The sequence below is a fragment of the Flavobacterium sp. AC274 genome, assembly GCF_979258275.1.
In genome coordinates, this window is record NZ_OZ409852.1 from 556,805 (window position 1) to 579,781 (window position 22,977).

The following is a 22,977-nucleotide window of genomic DNA, read 5'->3' on the forward strand; positions in this document are numbered from 1 at the left end:
TTGTATTGTTATTTATAATCCTCGAAGTTAACTTCTGTTTTATGGAAATTTTTATCTTTTAGTAAAATCAAATTTATCTTGTTGATACATTCCTGATTATTATCTGACATTATAAAAGCCAGATCCCAAATGTCTTTCGAAACATAGAATAAACCAATATCTGAGCTAACTTCTATCTCAATTTCATCATTCATCCAAAGGTCATTCATTTTATCAACTTTTGGATTTATTTCTGAAATTGAATCTAATAGGTCTGTGAGAAAACATTCGCCTTCGGCACCACTAAATATCTCAATTAACAGATCTTGAGATTTATATCCCGGTCTTAAATAATATTTATATTTCATAAATATAAACTGCTCTCTATTTTAAATTATCTGCAATATCTCTATTGTTTGACAATCTCGGAATCTTATTTTGTCCGCCTAATTTTCCCTGCGATTTCATATACTCCTGAAATCCGTTTTTAGAAACTTTGGTTACAACCACTTTTCTTAAAACATTACCGGTAATCAAATCATCGTAGTAGATGTTTTGTTTTCGCATCGAATTGTCAATTGCTTCTTCAAAAGCTTGCATATTCTCCGGTTCATTTTCAAATTCTACAAACCATTCGTGATAGGGTAATCCTCCTGAAGGATTAATTTGTGGTGCAACTGTAAATTCGTTTATAACCGTTTTTGTTGCTTCTGTTGCTTCTTTCATCGCTTTTTCGACTTCATTGGCAATAACATGTTCACCAAAAGCAGAAATAAAGTGTTTAATTCGGCCCGAAACAATTACACGATGCGGAAACAAAGACGTAAACTGAACTGTATCTCCTATATTATATCCCCAAAGTCCGGCATTTGTAGAAATAATTAAGGCATAATTTACCCCTGTTTCTACTTCACCAATAGTATGTCTTTTTGGATTTTCTGTAAAAAATTCATCGGCTTTAATGAACTCGTAAAAAATTCCTGAGTTTAAAAGCAGCAACATTCCTTTTTCTTTTTGTGAATCCTGATAGGCAAAAAATCCTTCTGAAGCTGGAAACAACTCAATGCTGTCGACTTTTTTACCAATCATTTGTTCAAACTTGGCGCGATATGGTTCGTAATTTACACCTCCGTAAATAAACAGATTAAAGTTCCTGAAAATCTCGCTTATCTTTTTCCTCCGCTTTTTTCCTGTAAGCGCTCAAAATACATTTGAACCCAGGCCGGAATTCCGGAAATAACCGACATATCTTCTTTAATTGTTTCGTCAACAATCGCATTTACTTTGGTTTCCCAATCTTCTATACAATTGGTTTCCCACGAAGGCATTCGGTTTTTCTGCAGATATTTAGGAACAAAATGCGCCACGATTCCGGAAAGTCTTCCAAATTTAATTCCGTATTTTTCAGTCAAAATAGGGCTTCCCTGCAAAAAAATCATTTTTCCGTCTACAAAATCTGCATTTCCGGTTTCATTAATATAATGAAGAATAGCATTTCGCGCTGCATTTACGTGCGTAGGCATTGATTCTTTGGTAAGCGGAATATATTTTGCCCCGGATGTTGTTCCGGATGTTTTGGCAAAATAAAGTGGTTTTCCTTTCCAGAGAATATCTTTTTCGCCTGCTCTAACTTTGTCGATATAGGTTTTTAGATCTTCGTAATCGCGAACCGGAACATTTTTCCTAAAATCTTCGTACGTTTTTATTTTATCAAAATGATGATCAATCCCAAATTCAGTCCTTTTTGCATCTTTGATTAAATTCTTAAAAACTGCCAATTGTGTTTCAACAGGTTTATTGGCCCAGGTTTTGGTTTGATGGTATATTTTGCCGGCAAATAATTTTGCTGCTACTGATTTAATTGACATTGTATTGATTATTTTTTGGCTTTTTTATTTTTATTTCCAGTAACGCCTGACTCCTTTTCTATATTATTTACTTCTTCTCTCAATTCAATTTCCTCTTCAGAGGCTTTCATATTAAGATGCGGAGTCTCTTCTGCTTCTGATAAAATAGAATCTTTATTGAACTTTGCGTACTCCAGTTCGCCTCTCAATACTTTTTGAATTCCTTTTATATAAGCTTCGTTTTTCTTTAAAGCAACAGCCAGAGAATCTGATTTAATGGCCAATTGTGTTGCGTTCTTTTTTAATTGCGTAGAAGAGTATCCCGGAATAAATTCTCTTAATGGCGTAAAAGCGATAATAAAAGTTGTTACTAATATTAAGAATATTCCACCCAAAGAAAAAACTACAAAAACATTCATTAAGGTTAGTTTAAATGAAAAAATCTCTTCAAAAGTATCTTCATTCAAAATTACCAATCGGTTTTTTGTATATAATTTTTTCCGTAAATCGCGTTTTTTCCTTGCCATTGTTATAAGATATACTCGCAAATATAATAATTAATCGCCTTGTTAATATCAGACAAAAATTGGCAAGCGTATTAATTTACTTATTTTATAAAATATTTAACGCTCTAAAAAATAAATTTTTAATCCAAAAACACTTGTTGTTCGTATATTCTATATAACTTTGCGTCAAAATTAAGAATTAATTTGCTTCGGCATTAAATATACAACCATGGGAAGATTAGGTCTTACAGAAATCCTTGTTATAGTAGGTATTGTGATATTACTTTTTGGAGGTAAAAAAATTCCAGAATTAATGAAAGGTTTAGGAAGTGGAATTAAGGAATTTAAAAACGCTGCTAAAGACGATCAACCTGCGCCTGCTAAAAAACAAGAAGAGGAAACTAAATAATAACCTTCAAATTTATTGAAAATCCCAAACAACAATTCTAGAATTGTTGTTTGGGATTTTTTTATATCTAAAAATTCTTACTTTTAGAGTCCCTAAATCAAATAAATAATATTTTATGAAAAACCTACTTTTAGTAAGTATTGCATTTTTGTGTCTCAAGAGTTATTCACAAAACCCTACTCAACCTTTTCCTGCCAACAAAGTTTATGGAAATGGCCTTATGGCAACCAATAAAAATAGCCAGGATGCTCAAACTAATTATGATACCTGGAAAAAAATTTTGTTGCAGATTGCGCAAATGGCCGAAAACGAATAAAATTTGACGATCCTAATAAAACTGTTTCTGAAGGAATTGGTTATGGAATGCTTCTGTCTGTTTATATGGCCGATAAAACACTCTTCGACGGACTTTGGCTGTATTATAAAGACAATGTCAATTCAAACGGTGTTATGAACTGGAAAATTAATGGCTGTTCAGGAATTGATGGCCCCAATGGTGCAACAGATGCTGAACTGGACGCAGCTTTTGCTCTTATCGTAGCCGATTATCAGTGGGCAAGCACCGGAAATATCAATTATAAAGCGGATGCCAAAACATTAATCGCTACTATTAAAGCACATGAAGTCGAAGCAAATACTTTTGTTTTAAAGCCCGGAGATCAATTCGGCGGAAGCCAAATTACAAATCCTTCTTATTTTTCACCAGCTTACTACAGAGTTTTTGGAACTTTTACAAACGATGTGGCTTTTTGGAATTCGGTTGCTGCAAAATCGTATACGATTATCAACAATAATTTAACTGTAAATAATGCCACCAGAGGATTGGTTTCTGACTGGTGTATGGCATCCGGTGCATATTCGCCTGTAGCTTCTGCGAATGGATACAATAGAGAAGGAAAAGCATATACTTATGATGCGGCCAGAACTCCATGGCGTATTGCTGTAGATTATTTATGGTTTGGCAATGCCGATGCCAAAACCTATTCTAAAAAATCATCCGATTTTGTTCGCATAAACCTTGGCGGATCTGCAAATATTAAAGATGGTTATAATCAAAATGGTTCTTTAATAGGACAATGGCATAACGCCACGTTTGTTGGAGCTTTTGCCTGTGCAGCAATGGGAGGAGAAAATCAAACGCATTTAAATACTTCTTATACAGATTTAAACAATTTAAATGAGCCAAACAATTACTTTAATCACACTTTAAAAACACTATATTCTTTATTATTAACGGGTAACTTTTATTTGCCGTCGAATGCAACGTTATCGAATGATGAATTTGAATTAGAAAATTCGACTGTTACTTTATTTCCAAACCCAAGTGCGGATAAATTTACCGTTTTTGCTCCCGAAAAATCTGTGATTTCTGTGATTTCTCCGCAAGGAAAAATTATCTCGGAACAAAAAACAAATGCCGAAACCACCGAAATTAATTTGACCAATCATTCGTCTGGTTTGTATTTGATAAAAATTTCAAACGAAAATAAAAGTATTACCAAAAAGGTGATTTTGAAATAATTATAAAATAAAAACTCCCAAATTACAAATTGTAGTTTGGGAGTTTTTACTTATATAAAAGATTTTTAATTACATTTTATTGTTGCAAAAATAGCAATCATTTGATTTAATGCAGTATCCAATGTAAATGTCTCATTTTCAACTGCTTCAATAAGTTTAGGGCAATCTACAAATGTTTCTTTTGCCATTTTTTTATTCTCGCATCTGTTCCATATGATTTTGTTATACTTCCTAAAGAATTAAAACCAAAAACTAATTGGTCACTTCCATTCTTCTCAAAAAATAAGAAGAACTGGCTGCTCTAAAATTGTTAGGTCCGTGACTTCCTTTATCATCAATTCTGCCTATTTTAAAATCCTTACTATATAGAATTGTAAACCACTTTTTCTTTTTAGATTTAGATATCTTTTTAGAAAAAATATTTTCACTTGTTAAATATAAATAGTCCATTGTTACAATTTGACCCGTATCATACGTGTATACAATTCTTGTAAGGTCAGTGCTGGATATTTTTTCGGTTTTTGCTTCTTCATTGCTTTTAAAATAGACTTTAGAGTCTTCCATATCTACTAATTCTGCCAGACCTGTTTTATTTGTTCCATCTTGCATATACAAAACCGCTTTATAATATTTAGCATGTCCAACAGCAGAGAATAGTAATACAACTAATAGTGTAAATAATTTTTTCATGTTTTGGGGTTTATAATTTTACGCAAATATATAGTTCTTAATAAGAAATTATTTTAATAATTACTGTCATATCAAGTGTTCATTACCTCAGCAATTTTAGCCAATTCAATATCAGTTTATTAGATTATAAAAAAACTCCCAAACTACAATTTGTAATTTGGGAGTTTTTAGTATCCTACATTAGAATTTTGAATTAAAAACCTGGAATTTTATTCTACAATACCATGGTCAACTGAATTCTTTTTCTATCTTCATCAACCTCAGTAACTTTTACGTCAACATGCTGATGTAATTTTACAACCTCATTTACATCGCTTACAAAACCTGCTTTTAGCTGAGAAATGTGAACCAATCCGCTTTCTTTGATTCCGATATCAACAAAACAGCCAAAGTTGGTAATGTTGTTTACAATACCCGGTAAAATCATTCCGGTTCTTAAATCTTTGATCGATTTTACATTTGCATCAAATTCAAAAACCTTCGCAGACTTTCTTGGGTCTAATCCTGGCTTTTCAAGCTCTTTTATGATGTCTTTTAAAGTTAATAAACCAATTTCTGGTGTAATATATTTTTCGGCTTTAATTAAGGCCGTTTTCTCTTTGTTTGCAATTAAGTCGTTTACCGAAAGATTTAAATCTTTTGCCATTTTCTCCACAACCGGATATGCTTCAGGATGTACTGCCGAATTATCCAGCGGATTTTTGGCATTCGAAATTCTAATAAAAGCCGCACTTTGCTGATACGCTTTATCGCCTAATCTAGGCACTTTTTTTAGCTGTTTTCTATCTTCAAACGGACCGTTTTCAGAACGATATTGTACAATATTTTCTGCTAGCTTCTCTCCTATTCCACTCACATAGCTTAGCAAATGTTTACTAGCCGTATTGATATTAATTCCAACCGAGTTCACGCAGCGAATTACCGTATTGTCTAATTCTTCTTTTAGTTTAGTTTGATCAACGTCGTGTTGGTATTGGCCTACGCCAATGGCTTTTGGGTCAATTTTTACCAATTCGGCCAAAGGATCTGAAAGTCGTCGACCGATAGAAACCGAACCACGAACGGTAACATCGTAATTTGGGAATTCTTCACGCGCAATTTTTGATGCCGAATATACCGAAGCTCCAGCCTCGGAAACGATGAAAACCTGCAACGGTTTGTCGAACGCGATTTTTTTTATGAAAAATTCAGTTTCTCTGGAGGCCGTACCGTTTCCGATAGAAATGGCATCAATTTGATACGCATTTACCATAGAACGAATTTTTTTAATCGCCATTGCTTCCTCGTTTTGTGATGCATGTGGATAAATGGTTTCGTTGTATAATAAATCGCCTTTTTCATCCAGACAAACTACTTTACAACCACTTCTAAATCCCGGGTCGATTGCCAGAATTCGTTTTTCGCCCAAAGGCGGCGCCAATAATAACTGACCTAAATTATTCGCAAACACCTGAATTGAGTTGGCATCGGCTTTTGCTTTTGCTTCTTGTAAGGTTTCGTTTCCAATCGCCGGATTCAATAATCGTTTGTAACTATCTTCAATCGCTAATTGCAAATGTGCTGTTGTACTATTTTGTTTTTTAATGATTATTTCGTCAATAATATCATAAGCCTCATCAATATCAACATCAACTTTCATTTTTACAAAACCTTCATTTTCTGCACGAAGCATTGCTAATAATCGGTGGGATGGTGCTTTTGTCAACGGTTCTTCCCAATCAAAATACTGACTGAATTTTTGGGCTCCTTCTTCTTCGCTTTTCTTTTTTACGACTTTAGTTCCTATTGTCGCTTTTCTGTTAAATAATCGTCGCAGTTGTTTACGAACATAAATGTTTTCATTAATCCATTCGGCGATAATATCACGTGCGCCCTGCATTGCGGCTTCTTCATTAATTACATTTTCATTTAAATATTGCGTCGAAATAAAATCAACATCAACATCATTTTCAGACATGATTATTTTTGCCAACGGCTCTAAACCAAATTCGCGAGCTACATCGGCTTTTGTTTTTTCTTCTTTTTAAAAGGTAAATAAAAATCTTCAATTTCTTGTAAATCAAAACTTTGTTCTATTTTTTGCTTCAATTCGGGTGTAAGTGCTTTTTGCTCTTCGATCGATTTTAAAACTGCTTCTTTACGTTTTACAATCGCTTCATATTCTTTATGAAGTTTTGCTATCTGCTCAATTTGAACTTCGTCAAGATTTCCGGTTGTATCTTTTCGATAACGGGAAATAAACGGAATCGTACAATCTTCTTCTAACAGTTTTACCGTGTTTTGAATGTTAATCGCTGCTGTTTGAACAGTCTTGGCAATGAATTGAATATTAGTCATAACTTTTAATGAAATAATTCTTAATTACAAAATGATATAATTTACTTGTTAAAATAAAGAAGCAAATTAATCAATAATTCTGCTAAAATAATATCTTTGTTTTTAATTTTAAGCCTATGGAAGTTTTATTCGCGTATTTTTTAATTGTAACTTGCCTAACCTTCGTCATTGCTGGATATGACAAATATTTAGCCATTAAAAACAGATACCGAATTCCTGAAAATACATTATTTACAATCGCTTTTTTGGAGGTTCAATCGGATTATTGTTAGCAATGTTATTGTTTAGACATAAAACGAGTAAATCTTCTTTTATTGTTAAATTTGGGATAATTCTTTTGCTTCAAATTGTATTGGTTTATCTGAAATTAACCCATAAAATATAAACATTTCCATTGTTAACAACTCGACAAAAAACTATTTATCAGTTAGTTAATTTATTAATTTTTAAGCTTTTTAAATAAAAAACCGGATGAATTAAAAATCCGCCCGGTGTGTTTATTTATAGGTGCGTAGCACCCGATTTTTTTGACTTTTTACGAACAGGCGATTTTATTCACTCTGTTTTGGTGTCTTCCGCCTTCAAATTCAGTTGTTAAAAACATTTCAACAATTTCTACCGCTTGTGGAATCGAGGTAAAACGTGCCGGAATACTCACGATATTGGCATCATTATGTAAACGTGTTAAATAAGCAATTTCTTTAGTCCAGCATAAACCCGCTCTTACTTTTGGATGTTTGTTAACTGTCATGGCAATACCGTTTCCACTTCCGCAGATTACGATTCCAAAATCAGCTTTTCCTTCAGACACATCATTTGCTACCGGATGTCCAAAATCAGGATAATCAACAGAATCTTCAGAATCTGTTCCGTAATTCGTTACTTCATATCCTTTTGCTTTAAGCATTGCAACGATTGCTTTTTTATAATCCGGTCCTGCGTGGTCGTTTCCTATCGAAATTTTCATTTTAAATACTATTAAGTTGTGTATTGCAAATTTACTTAATTAATAAATGGTTGCTACTAATTCCGCTAATTTTCACTAATATTTTTCTTTTAAACTTTTTTAGAACACAATTTAACAAATCAATATAATTCGTGTACATTCGTGAAATTAGCGGTAAAAAAACTGAATTTATAACTTACTTCAGATCAAAATCTTATACGTTATCAACAATTTTAATAACTTGTAATTATCTGTAAATCAGTTAAGAATATTTTGCTTTTTTGTTAAAATTTTAGAATGTTAATACCTAAACCTAATTCGTTGATATTCAGTTAACTTTAAATTAACATTATTTGTTAATAAGTTAAGATAGAAAATTAGAAGTATTTTTTGGTTGTGTCGAAAAAAAACCTAATCCAAAACCGGAATCAAAAAACCTAATAAAGTTTGATGAATTTTTAGAAAAGTTATCAATATCAAAAATGCCATTTTCAACAAAAATCAACATATGAACTTATCTACAAATTGAATGTGTTTTTGGTTGTCAACCGTTGTTAATTAAAATACAAAAAGTCTTATAAATTAATCATTTAGCAAAATATAACTATGTTGATAACTCTATATAACTAAGAGAAACTTCATTTCAATACATTTAAAAATAAATTTATTCGACATATTAACAAGCTATAATAACCATCAAAAATTAATTAAATTTAAAATTTCTTTTTTGTTGTATTTAATATATGTTGACAACTTTGAAATTTGAAAAGAGAAAAAAATTTTTGAACTGAAAAAAAGAAACTGTCTAAACGATTTTAAGTGGGTTATTAAGATTGTCCAGAATTTGCTGAACTTCTTCGAAATCGTTTGGATGAACTTTAAGTTTAATTCCGCCGAGTGCCGAAGTATACATGGGAACAACTGAAAGTGTTATTTCGTTCTCAAAAAAATACGGAATTTCTTCTTGCTCTAATAAGTGTTTCAGAACCACTGTTTCGTGCTGATAATTAAATATTGCGATGGTTTTAAAGCTTTCCATAAAGTGTCTTTTTATAAAGATACGAAAGTTATATTTTTAATAATTTATTTGTTAAAATCTATAATGTGGTATCTTATTTGTAATTTTAACTTTTTAAGAAAAAGATTTATGAGTAAGAAAATTAGAAAGCCGATAAAAAATGAGAAAGATTTCTCGAGCAAAATAGTAAAAATTTTATCGCAAAGCCCAAATAAAGCATTCAATTATAAACAGATAGGAGCAAAGTTAGAACTTGATGATACAAAAAGCAGAAATCAGATTATAAAAGATTTAAAGATTCTGGCTGCTTCAAAGAAAATAATAGAGACTGAACCTGGTAAATATTTAGTAAAAGTCGAAAGCCAGGATTATTACGAAGGAACAATTGATATGACGAGTAGAAAAACGGCCTATTTTGTTTGTCCTGATTTTACCGAAGATGTTTTTATTCCGACCAATAATTTGAATCGTGCATTAGATAAAGACAAAGTAAAAGTTTATGTTTATAACAGAAGAAAAGGAAAAAGACCTGAAGGTGAAGTAATTGAAGTTATAGAAAGGAACAAAACTGAGTTTGTTGGAGTAATTGATATCCAGGCAAATTTTGCATTTGTGTCTACTGCAAATCCTAAAATGTATACGGATATTTTTATTCCAAAAGATAAAATTGGAGAAGCAGAAAATGGTGATGTTGTTTTAGTTACAATTGAAGATTGGCCAAAAAGAGCTGATAGTCCGTTTGGATCTGTAATCAGAGTTTTAGGAAAACCAGGAGAACATAATACAGAGATTCACGCGATTTTGGCTGAATATGGTTTACCTGCAGATTTTCCGGTAGAAGTAGAGGTGTATGCTCAAAAAATAGATACTTCGATTCAGGAATCTGAAATTGCAAAACGTCGTGATATGCGTGATACGCTTACGTTTACGATAGATCCAAAAGATGCAAAAGATTTTGATGATGCTTTGTCTTTCAAAAAGTTAGAAAACGGAAACTACGAAATCGGGATTCATATTGCCGATGTTTCTTATTATTTGGAAGAAGGAACAATTTTAGATGATGAAGCGTATCAACGTGCAACTTCTGTTTATTTAGTCGATAGAGTGGTGCCAATGCTTCCTGAAGTTTTATCCAATTTTGCTTGTTCGCTGCGTCCAAATGAAGAGAAATATACATTCTCTGCCATATTTGAAGTTTCAGAAAATGCTCAGGTTATTAACCAATGGTTTGGAAGAACTGTAATTTATTCTGATCAGCGTTTTGCTTACGAAGAAGCACAATATATCATTGAAACAAAAGATAGTACGATTCCGGTTGATGTTTCTATTACCGGAGAATCTTACACAGTTTCGGATGAAATAAAAAATGCAACTCTAAAATTAGATGAATTAGCTAAGATTTTAAGAAAGAAAAGAATGGCTAATGGTGCTATTTCTTTTGATAAAGTAGAAGTAAAATTCAACTTAGATGCTGAAGGTGAACCAGAAGGAGTTTACTTTAAAGTTTCTAAAGATGCCAATCATTTGATTGAAGAATTCATGCTTTTAGCCAATAGAAAAGTAGCTGAATACATTGGAAAACAAAAGAAAACATTTGTTTACAGAATTCACGATGAACCAAATGAAGACAAATTAATTGCGATGCAAACCGTAATTGCTAAATTTGGTTATAAAATTGATTTCCGTAACAAAGGTGATATTTCGAAGTCTTTGAATGCATTGATGGAAGAAGTAAATGGGAAAAAAGAGCAAAACTTAATTGATACTCTTGCAATTAGAAGTATGAGTAAAGCCAAATATTCAACAGATAATATTGGTCATTATGGTTTAGCTTTTGATTATTACAGTCATTTTACTTCGCCAATTCGTCGTTATCCTGATGTTATGGTACATCGTTTGCTACAATATTATCTGGATAATGGAGCTTCTGTAGATGATGAAGTTTATGAAACAAAATGTTTGCATTGTTCTAGTATGGAAAGTTTAGCAACAAATGCTGAACGTGATAGTATTAAATACATGCAGGTTAAATATATGCAGGATCACCAGGACGAAGAATTTTTGGGAGTTATCTCAGGAGTTACAGAATGGGGAATTTATGTTGAAATTGTTTCTAACAAATGTGAAGGAATGGTAAGAATCAGAGAAATTAAAGATGATTATTATACTTTCGATGAAAAGCAATATGCTTTAGTTGGCGCAACTTCAAATAGTATATTGCAATTAGGAGATGAAATTTATGTTAAAGTAAAAAATGCAGATTTGGTTAAAAAACAACTGGATTTCCATTTTTTAAGAAGAGCAGAATAGTTGTTAAATTAAAAAATAGAGAGATGAAAAAGTTATTAATAGGAGCTGCAATTTTTATTGCACAAATGTCTTTTGGTCAGGTTACTAAAGAATTAGGTGATTTTGATACAGTGAAAGTTTATGATAAATTAAGTGTAAAACTAGTTCAGTCTTCTGAAAATAAAGTTGTTATAAAAGGAGCAAGAGAAACAGAATTAGAAGCTGTTAATAAAAATGGTATTTTAAAAATAAGAATGCCTTTTCCAAAACTTCTTTCAGGAAATGATCTTGAAGTGACTTTGTATTATAAACATATTGAATTAATCGATGTGAATGAAGGTGCAGAAGTTACCAGCAAGGAAACATTGAAAGCAACTTCATTTAAAGTAAGTGCTCAGGAAGGTGGTAAAATTAATGTAGATTTGAATGTTGATAAGTTGAAAGTAAGTTCTGTTTCTGGCGGCGAAATCACTGCAACTGGTAAAGCAGATAACCTTGATGCAAGTTTAGGAGCCGGCGGATATTTCCTAGGAAGTAAATTAGCTACCTCTCAAACTAAAGTAAGCGTTTCTGCGGGAGGAAAAGCAGATGTGAATGCTTCTACTCTTGTTGATGCAAAAGTTAGCGCAGGAGGCTCTATTTACATTTACGGAAAACCAAAACAAATCAATCAAAAAACTGTTCTTGGTGGTAAGATTGAAGAAGTAAAATAAATCAATTTGTATTTGAATGATAAATGATATTTTAGCTGGGCTGCCATGGGGAATTTTCCTGAGTTTTATGGTAGGCCCGGTATTTTTTATACTATTAGAGACCAGTATTACAAAAGGGTTCAGAGCTGCAATTGTCTTTGATTTTGGTGTAGTATTAGGTGATATTTTTTTTATAGCAATTGCTTATTTAGGAAGTTACAGATTAATTCAGAGTTTAAAAGATAAACCGGCACTCTTTATTTTTGGTGGAATTATAATGGTGGCTTATGGAATTATTTCTTTCGTAAGATTAAGAAATGAAGAAAAAATTGATGACGAAGAAATAGATCGTGATATTATAAAAAGAAATTATGGTAGTTTGTTTATAAAAGGCTTTTTACTCAACGTTATTAACATTGGAGTTTTGGGTTTTTGGCTGGCAGTTATCATTTCTGTGGGACCAAAATTAGAAATGCAAAACTCAAGAATGTTTACTTTTTTACTTCAGTTATCATTACTTATTTGCTAGTTGACTGTATTAAGATACTATTAGCCAAACAATTAAAATCTAAAATGACACCAAGAAATATTCTAAAAATTAAAAAAGTAATTAGTATTGTTTTAATGATTTTTGGATTGGTTTTAATAACACAAGGCTGGTTTCCAGGTGAAAAAGAAATGGTTAGAAATGCTTTTGAGAAGATTGAGAAGAAGTAGTTGTTAATAACCTTAAATTATAAAATTAAACCTCTGAATTTCGGAGGTTTTTTTGTGTTCTAAATCTTTGTCAAAGTTTGAAACTTTGACAAAGATAATTGCGGGTTTGACGCAATCTTGTCATTTCAGAAATGACATAAAATGCGAAAAAAATAGGCACAAAAAAACCTCCAAGTTTCCTTGAAGGTTTTAGAGGAATGTCCGGATTCGAACGTAAATCTTTATCTAATTTTTTTAAAAAATTAACCACAAAAAGACCTCCAAGTTTCCTTGAAGGTTTTAGAGGTATCGTCCGGATTCGAACGTAAATCTTTATCTAATTTTTTCTAAAAATTAATCACAAAAAAACTCCAAGTTTCCTTGAAGGTTTTAGGGCATTGTCCGGATTCGAACGTAAATCTTTATCTAATTTTTTCTAAAAATTAATCATAAAAAAACCTCCAAGTTTCCTTGAAGGTTTTAGAGGATTGTCCGGATTCGAACGTAAATCTTTATCTAATTTTTTCTAAAAATTAACCACAAAAAAACCTCCAAGTTTCCTTGAAGGTTTTAGAGGCATCGTCCGGATTCGAACCGGAGTAGGAGCTTTTGCAGAGCCCAGCCTAGCCGCTCGGCCACGACGCCGTAGTTGAACGGATGGCAAAAGTAACTAAAATCTTTAAAATTCAAAACTTTAAAAGTAACTATTTTAAAAAATTAGTTTTTTTGTCTGATAGAATTACTTTCTAATTTCAGTCATTTTTATAGTAACTGATTCAACATCACCACCAATAGGAGGATTTATTTTAGAAACCCAAACCGTTGTTTTTTCTATCATTTCTATTTCTGTAAGTACCCGAATATTGATTCTTTTAGCCACATGTTCTAACAAATGCGAACGAATTGCCATTTCTTCAGTAACAATTCTGTTCAAATGTACATAATCAACTGTGTCAGCTAAATGATCTGTTTGTGCTGATTTTTGTAAATTGGTTTTAATTTTTAGATCAACAGTGTAATCAGATCCAATTTTTCCTTCTTCAATTAAACATCCGTGGTAGGAGAAAGTTCGAATGTTTTTTAGTTTTATAACTCCCATTTTCTTATTGTTTAAAGTTTAAAGTTTCAGGTTTTCCGCCACTTAAGTAACTTTAAACCTGAAACCTGAAACCTTTTTTTATCTTTGCTAAAATTACTATAAAATAATGGCATCAGAAGAGAAATCACTCAATTTTATTGAACAAATCATAGAGGAAGATTTGAAATCAGGTCTTTCCAAAACTAAACTTCATTTTCGTTTTCCACCAGAACCAAATGGTTATTTGCATATCGGTCACGCAAGTTCTATTGCTTTAAATTTTGGTTTAGGAATTGATTATCAGTCACCTGTAAATTTACGTTTTGACGATACGAATCCTGAAAAAGAAGAACAGGAATTTGTCGATGCTATTAAAAAAGATGTCGAATGGCTAGGGTATACCTGGGCAGAAGAGCGTTATGCCTCTGATTATTTTCAACAATTATATGATTGGGCTGTTTTATTAATTAAAAAAGATAAAGCCTATGTTGATAGTCAGTCTTCTGAAGATATGGCAATTCAAAAAGGAACTCCGTCTACAACCGGAACTGATAGTCCATACAGAAATCGTTCTGTTGAAGAAAATTTAGATTTATTCGAAAGAATGAAAAATGGTGAATTTGAGGCTGGAACACATATTCTTCGTGCAAAAATAGACATGAAATCGACCAATATGCTGATGCGTGATCCTATCATGTACAGAATTTTACACAGACATCATCATAGAACCGGAGATGATTGGAAAATTTATCCAATGTACGATTGGGCACACGGACAAAGTGATTATTTAGAAGAAATCTCACACTCATTTTGTACACTTGAATTTTTGCCTCACCGTGAATTATACGATTGGTTTTTAGACCAGATTATTGATGAAAATCAGATTCGTCCAAAGCAAAGAGAATTTGCAAGACGTAACCTTTCACATACAGTTGTTAGTAAAAGAAAATTGCAGCAACTAGTTAAGGAAAAGCATGTTAACGGTTGGGATGATCCAAGAATGTCTACCATTTCAGGATTAAGAAGACGTGGTTATACTGCAGCTTCATTGCGTAATTTTGCCAATACAATTGGTATTGCAAAACGTGATAATTTAATAAATGTATCGGTTTTAGAGTTTTGTATTCGTGAAGATTTAAACAAAATTGCACCTCGTGTAATGGCTGTTTTAGATCCTGTAAAATTGGTAATTACAAATTATTCTGAAGGAAAAGAAGAATGGCTTGAAGCCGAAAATAATCAGGAAGATGAGAATGCAGGTTTCAGAAAAGTACCTTTTTCTCGTGAATTATACATTGAAAGAGAAGACTTTTTGGAAGAAGCTCCAGCGAAGTTTTTCCGTTTGACATTAGGAAAAGAAGTACGTCTTAAAAATGCATATATCATTAAAGGAGAAAGTGTTATAAAAGATGCTAGTGGAAATATTACAGAAATTCACGTTACTTACGATACCGATTCTTTAAGCGGAAGTGGGACAGAAGCAAGTCAAAGAAAAGTTTCCGGAACCTTACATTGGGTTTCAATTTCTCATGCTGTGGAAGCAGAAGTTCGTATGTACGACCGTTTGTTTACAGATGAAGCTCCGGACAGTTATAAAGAGAAAAATTTCTTAGATTTTGTCAATCCAAATTCATTAGAAATCATCAAAGGATTTGTTGAACCAAGTTTGGCAACGGCTCAAAACGAGGATAAATTTCAGTTTCAACGTTTAGGATATTTTACTGTTGATAAAGACTCAACTCCTTCAAAACTAGTATTTAACAAAACTGTTGGATTGAAAGATGCCTGGGAAGAAAAAGGTAAAAAAGAAGAAAACAGTATTAATAATTCTTTAAAAGAAATCAATAAATATTTCAAAGTAGAATCTAAACCGGAACGTATTGCGATTGAAAGTGCAATAGGGGAGAGCATCAAAAATGTTTCAAGTTTTTCATTATTACAAAATTCATTAAAGAAGAATATCAACAATAATAAAGCTTCATTATTATTTTCTCAGTTTCTTTTGAAATATTCTAGTTGGAAATCAACAGATTTTGAAGAAGAAGATATTAAAAAATTATATACAATGTCTCTAAGAAGCGAATCGACTTATGTTCGATCAAAAGCACTTTTAAATTTAAGAGATATTGAAAATGAAAGTTTCAAAAATCAATTTGATGATGAAATTTTGAAATTATATTCAAATCCTCCAAAAAATGCTTCGGAAAGAGAAATTGAAATTCTTGCCGAAATGGTAAAAAAATAATATAATTAGAATCTATTAAAAAGCGCTTTATATAAGCGCTTTTTTTATTATTTATATTTTATATTAAAAATTAAAAAATAATAAATATTTTAGATTAAAAATGACTTTCATAAATTAATTTTAAGCTATTTTTTAAATTCTTCCATCTCAATTATCATCTTTTAAAAGTTAATAGTTTAAAACGCTTTATTTTAAGTTTAGCCCTTATTTTATGCTACTTGACAGGTTATTAACAGTGAATTGTTTATAAAGTATAATCGATGTAATTTTTCTAAAAACAGATCAAATTTTTAGCTCAATAGTAAAATCAAATTGAAAATTCTATTTTTATATTAAATCAATTAAAATGATTATTTTAGTTTAATTAGTAAATTTTATTTATTATTTATATAATCTATTATAATTATATTTTTAATAGTTTATTTATATAAAAAATAACTTTCATATCTTATTTTTAAGCTATTTTTTTATAGTAGTCGACACATTATTCGTTTTTTGAATTATTGTTTGTTATTGGTCTTTATTTTAGTTTTAGCTGTTATTTTTGTCAGTTTAACGGGTTATTAACACACAATTGTTTATAAAGTTGGTATTTTTATCCAAAGGTCAAATCTGAAATTTTATAATTTTAAAAATGACACTTTAAGAATCGAAACTGAGTTTTTCTAAAATTTTAAAATGTAATTTTTTGTTTTAGAATTTATTCTAAGTCTGAATTCTGAAAATTGGTTTTATGGTCAATTTCTAATTATGATTTTGTTTTGATAATACTTCAATGTTTAAATAAGTATTTTTCAATTGCATTGCATAATTTTCAAATTTCATGAAATTAGTTTTGTGGTTTATTTAAATTTTGATTTTCATTTGAACTAAGAAATTTTTTAACCCTTAAATTTAATTATCATGAAAAATTTATTTTTTACACTAGCTATTTTATTTGCAAACATTGCAATTTCTCAAACTCATCAAATTACAAAACACAATGGTGAACAATTGGATGTAAACTTTATTAAAAACGAAAATGGTTTAATTTATTATTCTTTTAACGGAAGTGCAGAAGAACACAAAATAAGTAAATATGCTGTTTCACAAATTACCAATAAACAAACAAATCAAACTCAAAAAATATCTGATAAAGTTATAGTAGATTCAAAATCAGATTATTCAATGGTAACTGTTTTGTCTCAGGAAAAAACAATTGGATTAAAACAAGCGGCTAATTTTACGGGAGTCTCGACAAAGACAAAAGGAGAACCGCCAATGGCTAATAAAAATCATACTGCTATGAGAATCAAAACCAAGTCAGCATCAAATGGTTATCCTTTTGTAAGTATTATTGAAAAAGATGGTAAATACGAAGCTGTGGCTTATGTGTATTAATTTTATTGTTAATTATTGGTAAATATTTTTTAATCAATTATTTATCTTTCAAAAATACTGTATCTTTAGTATTCATTTAAATTTTAATATTATGTCAAATAATTCAAATACAATAGCGGCTATTTTAGCTGGTGCTGCGGTAGGGGCGGCAATCGGAATTTTATTGGCTCCCGATAAAGGTTCAAATACAAGAGCAAAACTTAAGGAAGGCTTTGATGATGCAAAAGGCAATATAAAAGATTCATTAGGAGCTACTTCAGATGTTCTTCGTGAAAAATTTTCCGGAGCAACACAAAATCTTGACGGAACTTTAGATGAGTTGCTATCGAATGTAAGCCATAAAACTGAAGAAGTTATTACTTTTTTAGAATCTAAATTGGCTGATTTGAAAGCTCAAAACGCTAAACTTCAAAAATAAAATCGATACAAGAAGCACATACACTTATTTATATACGTAAGTTTTGTGCTTTTTTTTATTTTAAAAAATTAAATATGGCTTTTGAAGAGTTAAAAGAAAATACAGAAAAAATTCAGGATCAGACTAAAGTTTATATTGACAGTCATTTGGCTTATTATAAGCTTTGGGGTTTTAAGGTTGCAATGAAGTCGACAACTTTAATTTTAAAGTTTACTTTGATTTTATTGTGTTTTACTATGGTTCTATTTTTTGGATCTTTTGCGGCAGCTTATGCTTTTGGAGATTTATTCGGAAGTAATGCTCTTGGATTTTTAGCAGTAGGAGGGATCTATCTTTTGTTTACAATATTACTTTTTCTTATAAAAGATAAGATTGTCGAAGGACCGATTTTAGAGAAATTTTCAGAAATATTTTTTAACGATTAAGAAAATGGAAAAGAAAAAATACTCATCTTATGCTGAAATCGACAGAGATTTAGAAATTCTGAAATTAGAAAAAGATATAAATTATCAGAAATTAGTTTTGAGTTTTCAGAAAACTAAAGAAGGCATTACACCACAAAAAATCGTAAATGGATTTGTTTCTTCATATACAGATTACTTTTCAGAATCCTATCCAAAAATTTTACAATCAATTTTACCATTTGTTTTCAATTGGTTTATAAATAAAAAAAGAGGCCGTTAAGCCTCTTTTTTATTTTTATTATTGTTGCACATCTGGTTGAATGTCATCTTCATAACCAGATTGTGGTTGAATAGGTTTTGGTTTTTCTACTTTTTTATTGTTCTTTTTCATCATTTCACCAACTTGGTTTGAAGCTGTAAATGATGCAACCATATTATTCAACATATCACTTCCGGCTTGTGGAGAATTTGGCAGCAAGATTAAATTAGAATTTGCATCGGCACCAATTGCTTGTAAAGTATCATAATGTTGAGTAACTACAATTAGGGCAGAAGCTTCCTGAGAATTGATCCCAACATTATTCAAAACTTCAACACTTTCTACAAGACCTCTTGCAATTTCACGACGTTGATCTGCAATACCTTGACCTTGTAAACGTTTACTTTCTGCTTCAGCTTTTGCTTTTGCAACGATTCTAATTCTTGAACTTTCAGCTTCAAATTCAGCAGCCGTTTTTTCTCTGTCTGCAGCATTAATTCTGTTCATGGCATTTTTTACCTGAATATCCGGATCGATATCAGTAACCAAAGTATTGATAATATCATAACCATAAGTAGTCATGGCTTCATTCAATTCTCTTTTTACAGCAATTGCAATATCATCTTTTCTTTCAAAAACATCATCCAATTTTAGTTTTGGAACTTCGGCACGAACCACATCAAATACATAAGCGGTAATTTGATCGTGTGGATATTCCAGTTTATAAAAAGCATCGTATACTTTTTCCTGGATAACTTTAAACTGAACCGAAACTTTCATTTTGATAAAAACGTTGTCTTTGGTTTTGGTTTCGATGATAACATCTAACTGTTGAATCTTCAAATTTACACGTCCTGCGATTCTGTCGACGATCGGAATTTTTAGTTGTAAACCTGAATTTCTTACGCTTAAAAATTTACCAAATCTTTCGATTACAACAGATGATTGTTGTTTTACGGTAAAAAATGAAGACATAAAAATGAAGAATCCAAATACTAAAAGGATAATTAAAGCTGTGTTCATGGTGATATTAATTTAGATTTTATTAATTTTTTAAAAATACGAATAATATAATGAGATTGGTTACTTATTAATTTCTTTAGAAGATTTTAATTGTTAAAATTTATTCTACATTTGGTTCAAATTTTAACCCAAAAACAAATTTATGAAAAGAATACTACTTAGTATTGCCTTATTTTCTTCTGTTTATTTATCTGCTCAAACTGTTATAGTTGAGGAAAAATTTGAAGACAAAAATGAACCTATTACTTTTGAATACCTTCCAAATTCAAAGAAATTTGTTGTGTATAAAGGTTTTGGAATTACTATGACACTTTCTTACATGACTACAAATGCTTTAAGTTTTGATGTAGATGGAAAAAAACAACTCTATTTGAAAACGAAAAATTAGTTAGCCCAACATTTTCCGTAACTGAGAACACTTATAAAGCATATGATGCTACAAAATTTATGCAGGCTAATTATAAATTTTTTCAGGATAAAAATGTTTTCCCTGTTAATCATGATGTACTTGAAGATTTAAATTCTAATTTCTTTGGGCGTTTTGATTATTACCATGTTTTGAATAATGTTACTAATAGATGGCCAAATGATTTTTTTAATGCTTCATTTAATGATGTTTATGATTTTGGATTTACTAATCAGAAACAAAAAGAAAAGATTGACTTCGAGAAAGATGATATATATATTGAAACAATAGAAATTAAAACTAAATTGAGGAAGAGAATTAAGATTGATAAACCTGACTTAGCTTTACTAAAAGGTGATGCGTATGCAAAAGCTGATCTTAAAACTTCTTTTAGTGCTAAACTGAATGGAAACGAAAATTTTGATATTATTACAAAATCTGTTTCAGCTGATTTTCAAACTTCAATATTGTATAAAACGACTTATGATTTTGAAGGAAAAAAGGTAAAGGAATTACCTCTTATTTTAAAGCTTAGTGATAAATTTTTTGTTACTTCAGACAATTATGGAGGACCTAAAGATTTTAATACTACTCCAGCAAACCCAAGTTATCCTTTTGCTATAGTTAGAGTTACTCTAGGTACAATGTCTGTAAATCATTATTTCATAGATAGAACAACTGAGGATATTTATGTCTATGGAATTTATAGTGAAAAAGCACCAAAAGAAATTAATGGTGGAGTTTATCCTAGAGGATTTTATGTGTTTAAGTTTGATAAAAACGGAACAAAACTATGGGAATCTGTTAATAAGATTGACGGAAAAGAATTTTTTGAAAAAATAAATACGACCTCTAGACTTCAGGTGAATTTATTGGAGTATAATAAAAATTTGAGTTTTTCAGTTTCAGTTAATGATTTTACTGAGTTTTCATATTCTACAACTGTTGATAAATCGACCGGATCTATTTCAAAAATCAATTTTATAGAATACAATAACAATACAAGTAATTTGAAAAGTAAAGCTTTTGTAAACAATAGTTATGTAAGTGATGAATTTAAAAATAAGGTTTTTTCTCAAATGACTTTTGTCGCTATGATTTTAAATCCAAACGTTATGAGTTATTTGAAAAGTGTATCAAAAGAAGGTAAGAAATTATATTATGAAAGTGTAATTTCTGATCAGGGAATTTGGTTAGTTCAAACGGATAATAAAGAAAATTATAAAATCCTTTTGTTTAAGGACTAAAAAAAGCTCCCAATTTGGGAGCTTTTTTGTTTTTATAAAGTTGCAATCGCTTTTTGAATTCTCGAAATAGTTTCTTCCTTTCCGATGATTTCAACAATGTCAAATAGGTGAGGACCTTTCAAAGCTCCAACCAAACTCAAACGGAATGGCTGCATCACTTTGCCCATTCCAATTTCGTTTTTAGTTAACCAGTCTTTTACGATTGCTTCGATGTTTGCCGAATCAAAACCGTCAATATATTCAAGAGTCGAAATCAATTCCTGCATTAAAGCCGGGGTTTCTTCTTTCCAGTTTTTACTTGCTTTTTCATCGTAAGATGTTGGTGCCTGGAAAAAGAAATCAGTCAAATCCCAAAATTCAGAAACAAAATGTGCTCTTTCTTTAATCAAAGAAACAATTCTTGTAACGTCATATTTCGAAATATCAACACCTTTTTCAACCAAAATAGAAGAGAAGCTTTTCGCTAAATCAGCATCATTTTGTTTGATTAGATATTGGTGATTGAACCATTTGTTTTTCTCCGGATCAAATTTGGCTCCCGATTTATGAACTCTGTTTAAGTCAAAAGATTCTACAAGTTCTTCTAAAGAAAATAATTCTTTATCCGTTCCATCATTCCAACCTAATAAAGCAAGGAAGTTTATAACCGCTTCAGGGAAAAATCCGTTCTCTCTGTAACCAGATGAAACACCTTCTTCTGTTTTCCATTCTAATGGGAACACTGGGAAACCTAATTTATCACCATCTCTTTTAGATAATTTTCCATTTCCAACCGGTTTTAAAATCAAAGGTAAATGTGCAAATTCCGGAGCATCCCAACCAAAAGCTCTGTACAATAAAACGTGAAGTGGCATAGATGGTAACCATTCTTCACCACGAATTACATGTGAAGTTTCCATCAAATGATCATCAACAATATTGGCTAAATGATACGTAGGCATTCCGTCACTTTTAAATAAAACTTTATCGTCAAGTAAACTTGTTTCAAATTTTACATCACCACGAATAATATCTTTTAAGTGTAAAGTTTCATCAACTGGAGTTTTAAAACGAATCACATAATGTTCTCCATTTGCAATTCTTTTAGAAACTTCATCAGCAGAAAGTACTAAAGAAGTATCCAACTTTTCACGGATTGTATGATTATAAATAAATGTTTTTCCTTCAGCTTCTTGTTCTTTTCTTAAAGCATCAAGTGCTTCGGGAGTATCAAAAGCATAATATGCCCAACCAGAATTGATCAGCTGATCTGCATAAGTTTGGTATAATTCCTTACGATCGCTTTGTCTGTACGGACCAAATTTTTCATTCTTTCCAACCGTTTCCTCAGGAGCAATTCCCAACCATTCCAATGCTTCCATAATATAAGCTTCGGCACCTGGAACAAAACGGGTCTGATCTGTATCTTCAATTCTTAAATAAAAAACACCGTTGTTTTTTTTGGCAAACAGATAATTAAATAGGGCAGTACGAACTCCGCCAATATGTAATGGTCCAGTCGGACTTGGTGCAAAACGCACACGAACTTGCTTTGACATTTGTTTAAATTTTGATGTAAAGATACAATTCTAATTAGAGAATTAGAAA

General features: G+C 31.0%; 21 protein-coding genes, 1 tRNA gene and 4 pseudogenes. 14 read left to right on the forward strand and 12 right to left on the reverse strand.

What is annotated here, in order from left to right; genetic code table 11:
• Window positions 1-8: 8 nt before the first annotated feature.
• The 3 genes and pseudogenes from ACZZZT_RS02575 to ACZZZT_RS02585 all read right to left on the reverse strand — a co-directional run bounded on the left by ACZZZT_RS02575 (window position 9) and on the right by ACZZZT_RS02585 (window position 2,353).
• A complete protein-coding gene (locus ACZZZT_RS02575) occupies window positions 9-347 on the reverse strand; it encodes a hypothetical protein (RefSeq protein ID WP_463459312.1) in 339 nt (112 codons plus the stop codon).
• 16 nt (window positions 348-363) lie between these two features.
• Window positions 364-1,847, reverse strand: a pseudogene (locus ACZZZT_RS02580) (GH3 auxin-responsive promoter family protein).
• Window positions 1,848-1,855: 8 nt separating this feature from the next.
• On the reverse strand, window positions 1,856-2,353 hold the full coding sequence (locus tag ACZZZT_RS02585; RefSeq protein ID WP_463459313.1) for a peptidase: 498 nt from the start codon (window positions 2,351-2,353) through the stop codon (window positions 1,856-1,858).
• 208 nt (window positions 2,354-2,561) lie between these two features.
• Between ACZZZT_RS02585 and ACZZZT_RS02590 the strand changes: the two genes are divergently transcribed.
• The 3 genes from ACZZZT_RS02590 (at window position 2,562) to ACZZZT_RS02600 (ending at window position 4,262) form a co-directional block, all read left to right on the forward strand.
• Complete coding sequence (locus tag ACZZZT_RS02590; RefSeq protein WP_042564899.1) at window positions 2,562-2,741, forward strand: Sec-independent protein translocase subunit TatA/TatB; 180 nt, start codon at window positions 2,562-2,564, stop codon at window positions 2,739-2,741.
• A gap of 115 nt (window positions 2,742-2,856) precedes the next feature.
• Window positions 2,857-3,057 (forward strand): hypothetical protein, encoded by a 201-nt coding sequence (locus ACZZZT_RS02595; protein WP_463459314.1) that lies wholly within the window; start codon window positions 2,857-2,859, stop codon window positions 3,055-3,057.
• A 35-nt stretch (window positions 3,058-3,092) separates the two neighbouring features.
• Window positions 3,093-4,262, forward strand: coding sequence for a glycosyl hydrolase family 8 (locus tag ACZZZT_RS02600; protein ID WP_463462371.1), 1,170 nt, complete (start codon window positions 3,093-3,095; stop codon window positions 4,260-4,262).
• Between the two features lie 65 nt (window positions 4,263-4,327).
• Here the strand turns inward: ACZZZT_RS02600 and ACZZZT_RS02605 are convergent, their stop codons facing one another.
• The 3 genes and pseudogenes from ACZZZT_RS02605 to ACZZZT_RS02615 form a co-directional block, all read right to left on the reverse strand.
• The gene (locus ACZZZT_RS02605) at window positions 4,328-4,450 is read right to left on the reverse strand and encodes a hypothetical protein (protein WP_463459315.1); all 123 of its coding nucleotides are present in this window, start codon (window positions 4,448-4,450) and stop codon (window positions 4,328-4,330) included.
• 64 nt (window positions 4,451-4,514) lie between these two features.
• Complete coding sequence (locus ACZZZT_RS02610) at window positions 4,515-4,952, reverse strand: hypothetical protein (protein WP_463459316.1); 438 nt, start codon at window positions 4,950-4,952, stop codon at window positions 4,515-4,517.
• 214 nt (window positions 4,953-5,166) lie between these two features.
• Window positions 5,167-7,289: pseudogene (locus ACZZZT_RS02615) on the reverse strand (Tex family protein).
• Window positions 7,290-7,405: 116 nt separating this feature from the next.
• Here ACZZZT_RS02615 and ACZZZT_RS02620 point away from each other — a divergent pair.
• A pseudogene (locus ACZZZT_RS02620) lies at window positions 7,406-7,674 on the forward strand (DUF1294 domain-containing protein).
• 150 nt (window positions 7,675-7,824) lie between these two features.
• Here ACZZZT_RS02620 and rpiB read toward each other — a convergent pair.
• Window positions 7,825-8,256 carry a ribose 5-phosphate isomerase B gene (rpiB, locus tag ACZZZT_RS02625; protein ID WP_463459317.1) on the reverse strand — a complete coding sequence of 144 codons (432 nt, stop codon included), beginning with the start codon at window positions 8,254-8,256 and terminating at the stop codon, window positions 7,825-7,827.
• 784 nt (window positions 8,257-9,040) lie between these two features.
• Complete coding sequence (locus ACZZZT_RS02630) at window positions 9,041-9,274, reverse strand: putative signal transducing protein (RefSeq protein WP_042564903.1); 234 nt, start codon at window positions 9,272-9,274, stop codon at window positions 9,041-9,043.
• A 108-nt stretch (window positions 9,275-9,382) separates the two neighbouring features.
• Between ACZZZT_RS02630 and rnr the strand changes: the two genes are divergently transcribed.
• The 3 genes and pseudogenes from rnr (at window position 9,383) to ACZZZT_RS02645 (ending at window position 12,951) form a co-directional block, all read left to right on the forward strand.
• Window positions 9,383-11,563: a ribonuclease R gene (gene rnr / locus ACZZZT_RS02635; protein ID WP_463459318.1), complete on the forward strand. Its 2,181-nt coding sequence runs from the start codon at window positions 9,383-9,385 to the stop codon at window positions 11,561-11,563.
• A gap of 23 nt (window positions 11,564-11,586) precedes the next feature.
• A complete protein-coding gene (locus ACZZZT_RS02640) occupies window positions 11,587-12,255 on the forward strand; it encodes a head GIN domain-containing protein (protein WP_042564905.1) in 669 nt (222 codons plus the stop codon).
• A 16-nt stretch (window positions 12,256-12,271) separates the two neighbouring features.
• Window positions 12,272-12,951: pseudogene (locus ACZZZT_RS02645) on the forward strand (LysE family translocator).
• Between the two features lie 553 nt (window positions 12,952-13,504).
• Here the strand turns inward: ACZZZT_RS02645 and ACZZZT_RS02650 are convergent.
• A tRNA-Cys gene (locus ACZZZT_RS02650) sits at window positions 13,505-13,575 on the reverse strand.
• Window positions 13,576-13,669: 94 nt separating this feature from the next.
• Complete coding sequence (gene folB / locus ACZZZT_RS02655; protein ID WP_463459319.1) at window positions 13,670-14,029, reverse strand: dihydroneopterin aldolase; 360 nt, start codon at window positions 14,027-14,029, stop codon at window positions 13,670-13,672.
• Window positions 14,030-14,135: 106 nt separating this feature from the next.
• On the opposite strand from folB, the gene ACZZZT_RS02660 reads away from it, so the two are divergent.
• The 5 genes from ACZZZT_RS02660 to ACZZZT_RS02680 all read left to right on the forward strand — a co-directional run bounded on the left by ACZZZT_RS02660 (window position 14,136) and on the right by ACZZZT_RS02680 (window position 18,735).
• A complete protein-coding gene (locus ACZZZT_RS02660) occupies window positions 14,136-16,253 on the forward strand; it encodes a glutamine--tRNA ligase/YqeY domain fusion protein (RefSeq protein WP_463459320.1) in 2,118 nt (705 codons plus the stop codon).
• Between the two features lie 903 nt (window positions 16,254-17,156).
• Window positions 17,157-17,633, forward strand: coding sequence for a hypothetical protein (locus tag ACZZZT_RS02665; protein ID WP_073394440.1), 477 nt, complete (start codon window positions 17,157-17,159; stop codon window positions 17,631-17,633).
• Between the two features lie 91 nt (window positions 17,634-17,724).
• Window positions 17,725-18,051 carry a YtxH domain-containing protein gene (locus tag ACZZZT_RS02670; RefSeq protein ID WP_463459321.1) on the forward strand — a complete coding sequence of 109 codons (327 nt, stop codon included), beginning with the start codon at window positions 17,725-17,727 and terminating at the stop codon, window positions 18,049-18,051.
• A gap of 74 nt (window positions 18,052-18,125) precedes the next feature.
• A complete protein-coding gene (locus ACZZZT_RS02675) occupies window positions 18,126-18,476 on the forward strand; it encodes a hypothetical protein (RefSeq protein ID WP_042564913.1) in 351 nt (116 codons plus the stop codon).
• Window positions 18,477-18,480: 4 nt separating this feature from the next.
• Window positions 18,481-18,735 carry a DUF6327 family protein gene (locus tag ACZZZT_RS02680; RefSeq protein ID WP_463459322.1) on the forward strand — a complete coding sequence of 85 codons (255 nt, stop codon included), beginning with the start codon at window positions 18,481-18,483 and terminating at the stop codon, window positions 18,733-18,735.
• Between the two features lie 18 nt (window positions 18,736-18,753).
• Here ACZZZT_RS02680 and ACZZZT_RS02685 read toward each other — a convergent pair whose 3' ends face one another.
• Entirely contained in the window at window positions 18,754-19,737 is a 984-nt protein-coding gene (locus ACZZZT_RS02685; protein WP_042564915.1) for an SPFH domain-containing protein, read from the reverse strand.
• 142 nt (window positions 19,738-19,879) lie between these two features.
• Here ACZZZT_RS02685 and ACZZZT_RS02690 point away from each other — a divergent pair, with 142 nt between their 5' ends.
• Window positions 19,880-20,125, forward strand: a complete 246-nt coding sequence (locus ACZZZT_RS02690; RefSeq protein WP_463459323.1) for a hypothetical protein — start codon at window positions 19,880-19,882, stop codon at window positions 20,123-20,125.
• A gap of 59 nt (window positions 20,126-20,184) precedes the next feature.
• Complete coding sequence (locus ACZZZT_RS02695) at window positions 20,185-21,390, forward strand: hypothetical protein (protein ID WP_463459324.1); 1,206 nt, start codon at window positions 20,185-20,187, stop codon at window positions 21,388-21,390.
• 32 nt (window positions 21,391-21,422) lie between these two features.
• Here the strand turns inward: ACZZZT_RS02695 and gltX are convergent, their stop codons facing one another.
• Complete coding sequence (gene gltX / locus ACZZZT_RS02700) at window positions 21,423-22,928, reverse strand: glutamate--tRNA ligase (protein ID WP_463459325.1); 1,506 nt, start codon at window positions 22,926-22,928, stop codon at window positions 21,423-21,425.
• Between the last annotated feature and the right edge of the window lie 49 nt (window positions 22,929-22,977).

Bases quoted from the DNA above. Each gene is read 5' to 3' on its own strand.
- ACZZZT_RS02670 (WP_463459321.1), top strand. From the start codon at position 17,725: ATGTCAAATAATTCAAATACAATAGCGGCTATTTTAGCTGGTGCTGCG.
- ACZZZT_RS02605 (WP_463459315.1), bottom strand. From the start codon at position 4,450: ATGGCAAAAGAAACATTTGTAGATTGCCCTAAACTTATTGAAGCAGTT.
- ACZZZT_RS02585 (WP_463459313.1), bottom strand. From the start codon at position 2,353: ATGGCAAGGAAAAAACGCGATTTACGGAAAAAATTATATACAAAAAAC.
- ACZZZT_RS02590 (WP_042564899.1), top strand. From the start codon at position 2,562: ATGGGAAGATTAGGTCTTACAGAAATCCTTGTTATAGTAGGTATTGTG.
- gltX (WP_463459325.1), bottom strand. From the start codon at position 22,928: ATGTCAAAGCAAGTTCGTGTGCGTTTTGCACCAAGTCCGACTGGACCA.
- ACZZZT_RS02665 (WP_073394440.1), top strand. From the start codon at position 17,157: ATGAAAAATTTATTTTTTACACTAGCTATTTTATTTGCAAACATTGCA.
- rnr (WP_463459318.1), top strand. From the start codon at position 9,383: ATGAGTAAGAAAATTAGAAAGCCGATAAAAAATGAGAAAGATTTCTCG.
- ACZZZT_RS02675 (WP_042564913.1), top strand. From the start codon at position 18,126: ATGGCTTTTGAAGAGTTAAAAGAAAATACAGAAAAAATTCAGGATCAG.
- folB (WP_463459319.1), bottom strand. From the start codon at position 14,029: ATGGGAGTTATAAAACTAAAAAACATTCGAACTTTCTCCTACCACGGA.
- ACZZZT_RS02660 (WP_463459320.1), top strand. From the start codon at position 14,136: ATGGCATCAGAAGAGAAATCACTCAATTTTATTGAACAAATCATAGAG.
- ACZZZT_RS02685 (WP_042564915.1), bottom strand. From the start codon at position 19,737: ATGAACACAGCTTTAATTATCCTTTTAGTATTTGGATTCTTCATTTTT.
- ACZZZT_RS02610 (WP_463459316.1), bottom strand. From the start codon at position 4,952: ATGAAAAAATTATTTACACTATTAGTTGTATTACTATTCTCTGCTGTT.
- ACZZZT_RS02630 (WP_042564903.1), bottom strand. From the start codon at position 9,274: ATGGAAAGCTTTAAAACCATCGCAATATTTAATTATCAGCACGAAACA.
- ACZZZT_RS02595 (WP_463459314.1), top strand. From the start codon at position 2,857: ATGAAAAACCTACTTTTAGTAAGTATTGCATTTTTGTGTCTCAAGAGT.
- ACZZZT_RS02680 (WP_463459322.1), top strand. From the start codon at position 18,481: ATGGAAAAGAAAAAATACTCATCTTATGCTGAAATCGACAGAGATTTA.
- ACZZZT_RS02640 (WP_042564905.1), top strand. From the start codon at position 11,587: ATGAAAAAGTTATTAATAGGAGCTGCAATTTTTATTGCACAAATGTCT.
- rpiB (WP_463459317.1), bottom strand. From the start codon at position 8,256: ATGAAAATTTCGATAGGAAACGACCACGCAGGACCGGATTATAAAAAA.
- ACZZZT_RS02690 (WP_463459323.1), top strand. From the start codon at position 19,880: ATGAAAAGAATACTACTTAGTATTGCCTTATTTTCTTCTGTTTATTTA.
- ACZZZT_RS02575 (WP_463459312.1), bottom strand. From the start codon at position 347: ATGAAATATAAATATTATTTAAGACCGGGATATAAATCTCAAGATCTG.
- ACZZZT_RS02695 (WP_463459324.1), top strand. From the start codon at position 20,185: ATGCAGGCTAATTATAAATTTTTTCAGGATAAAAATGTTTTCCCTGTT.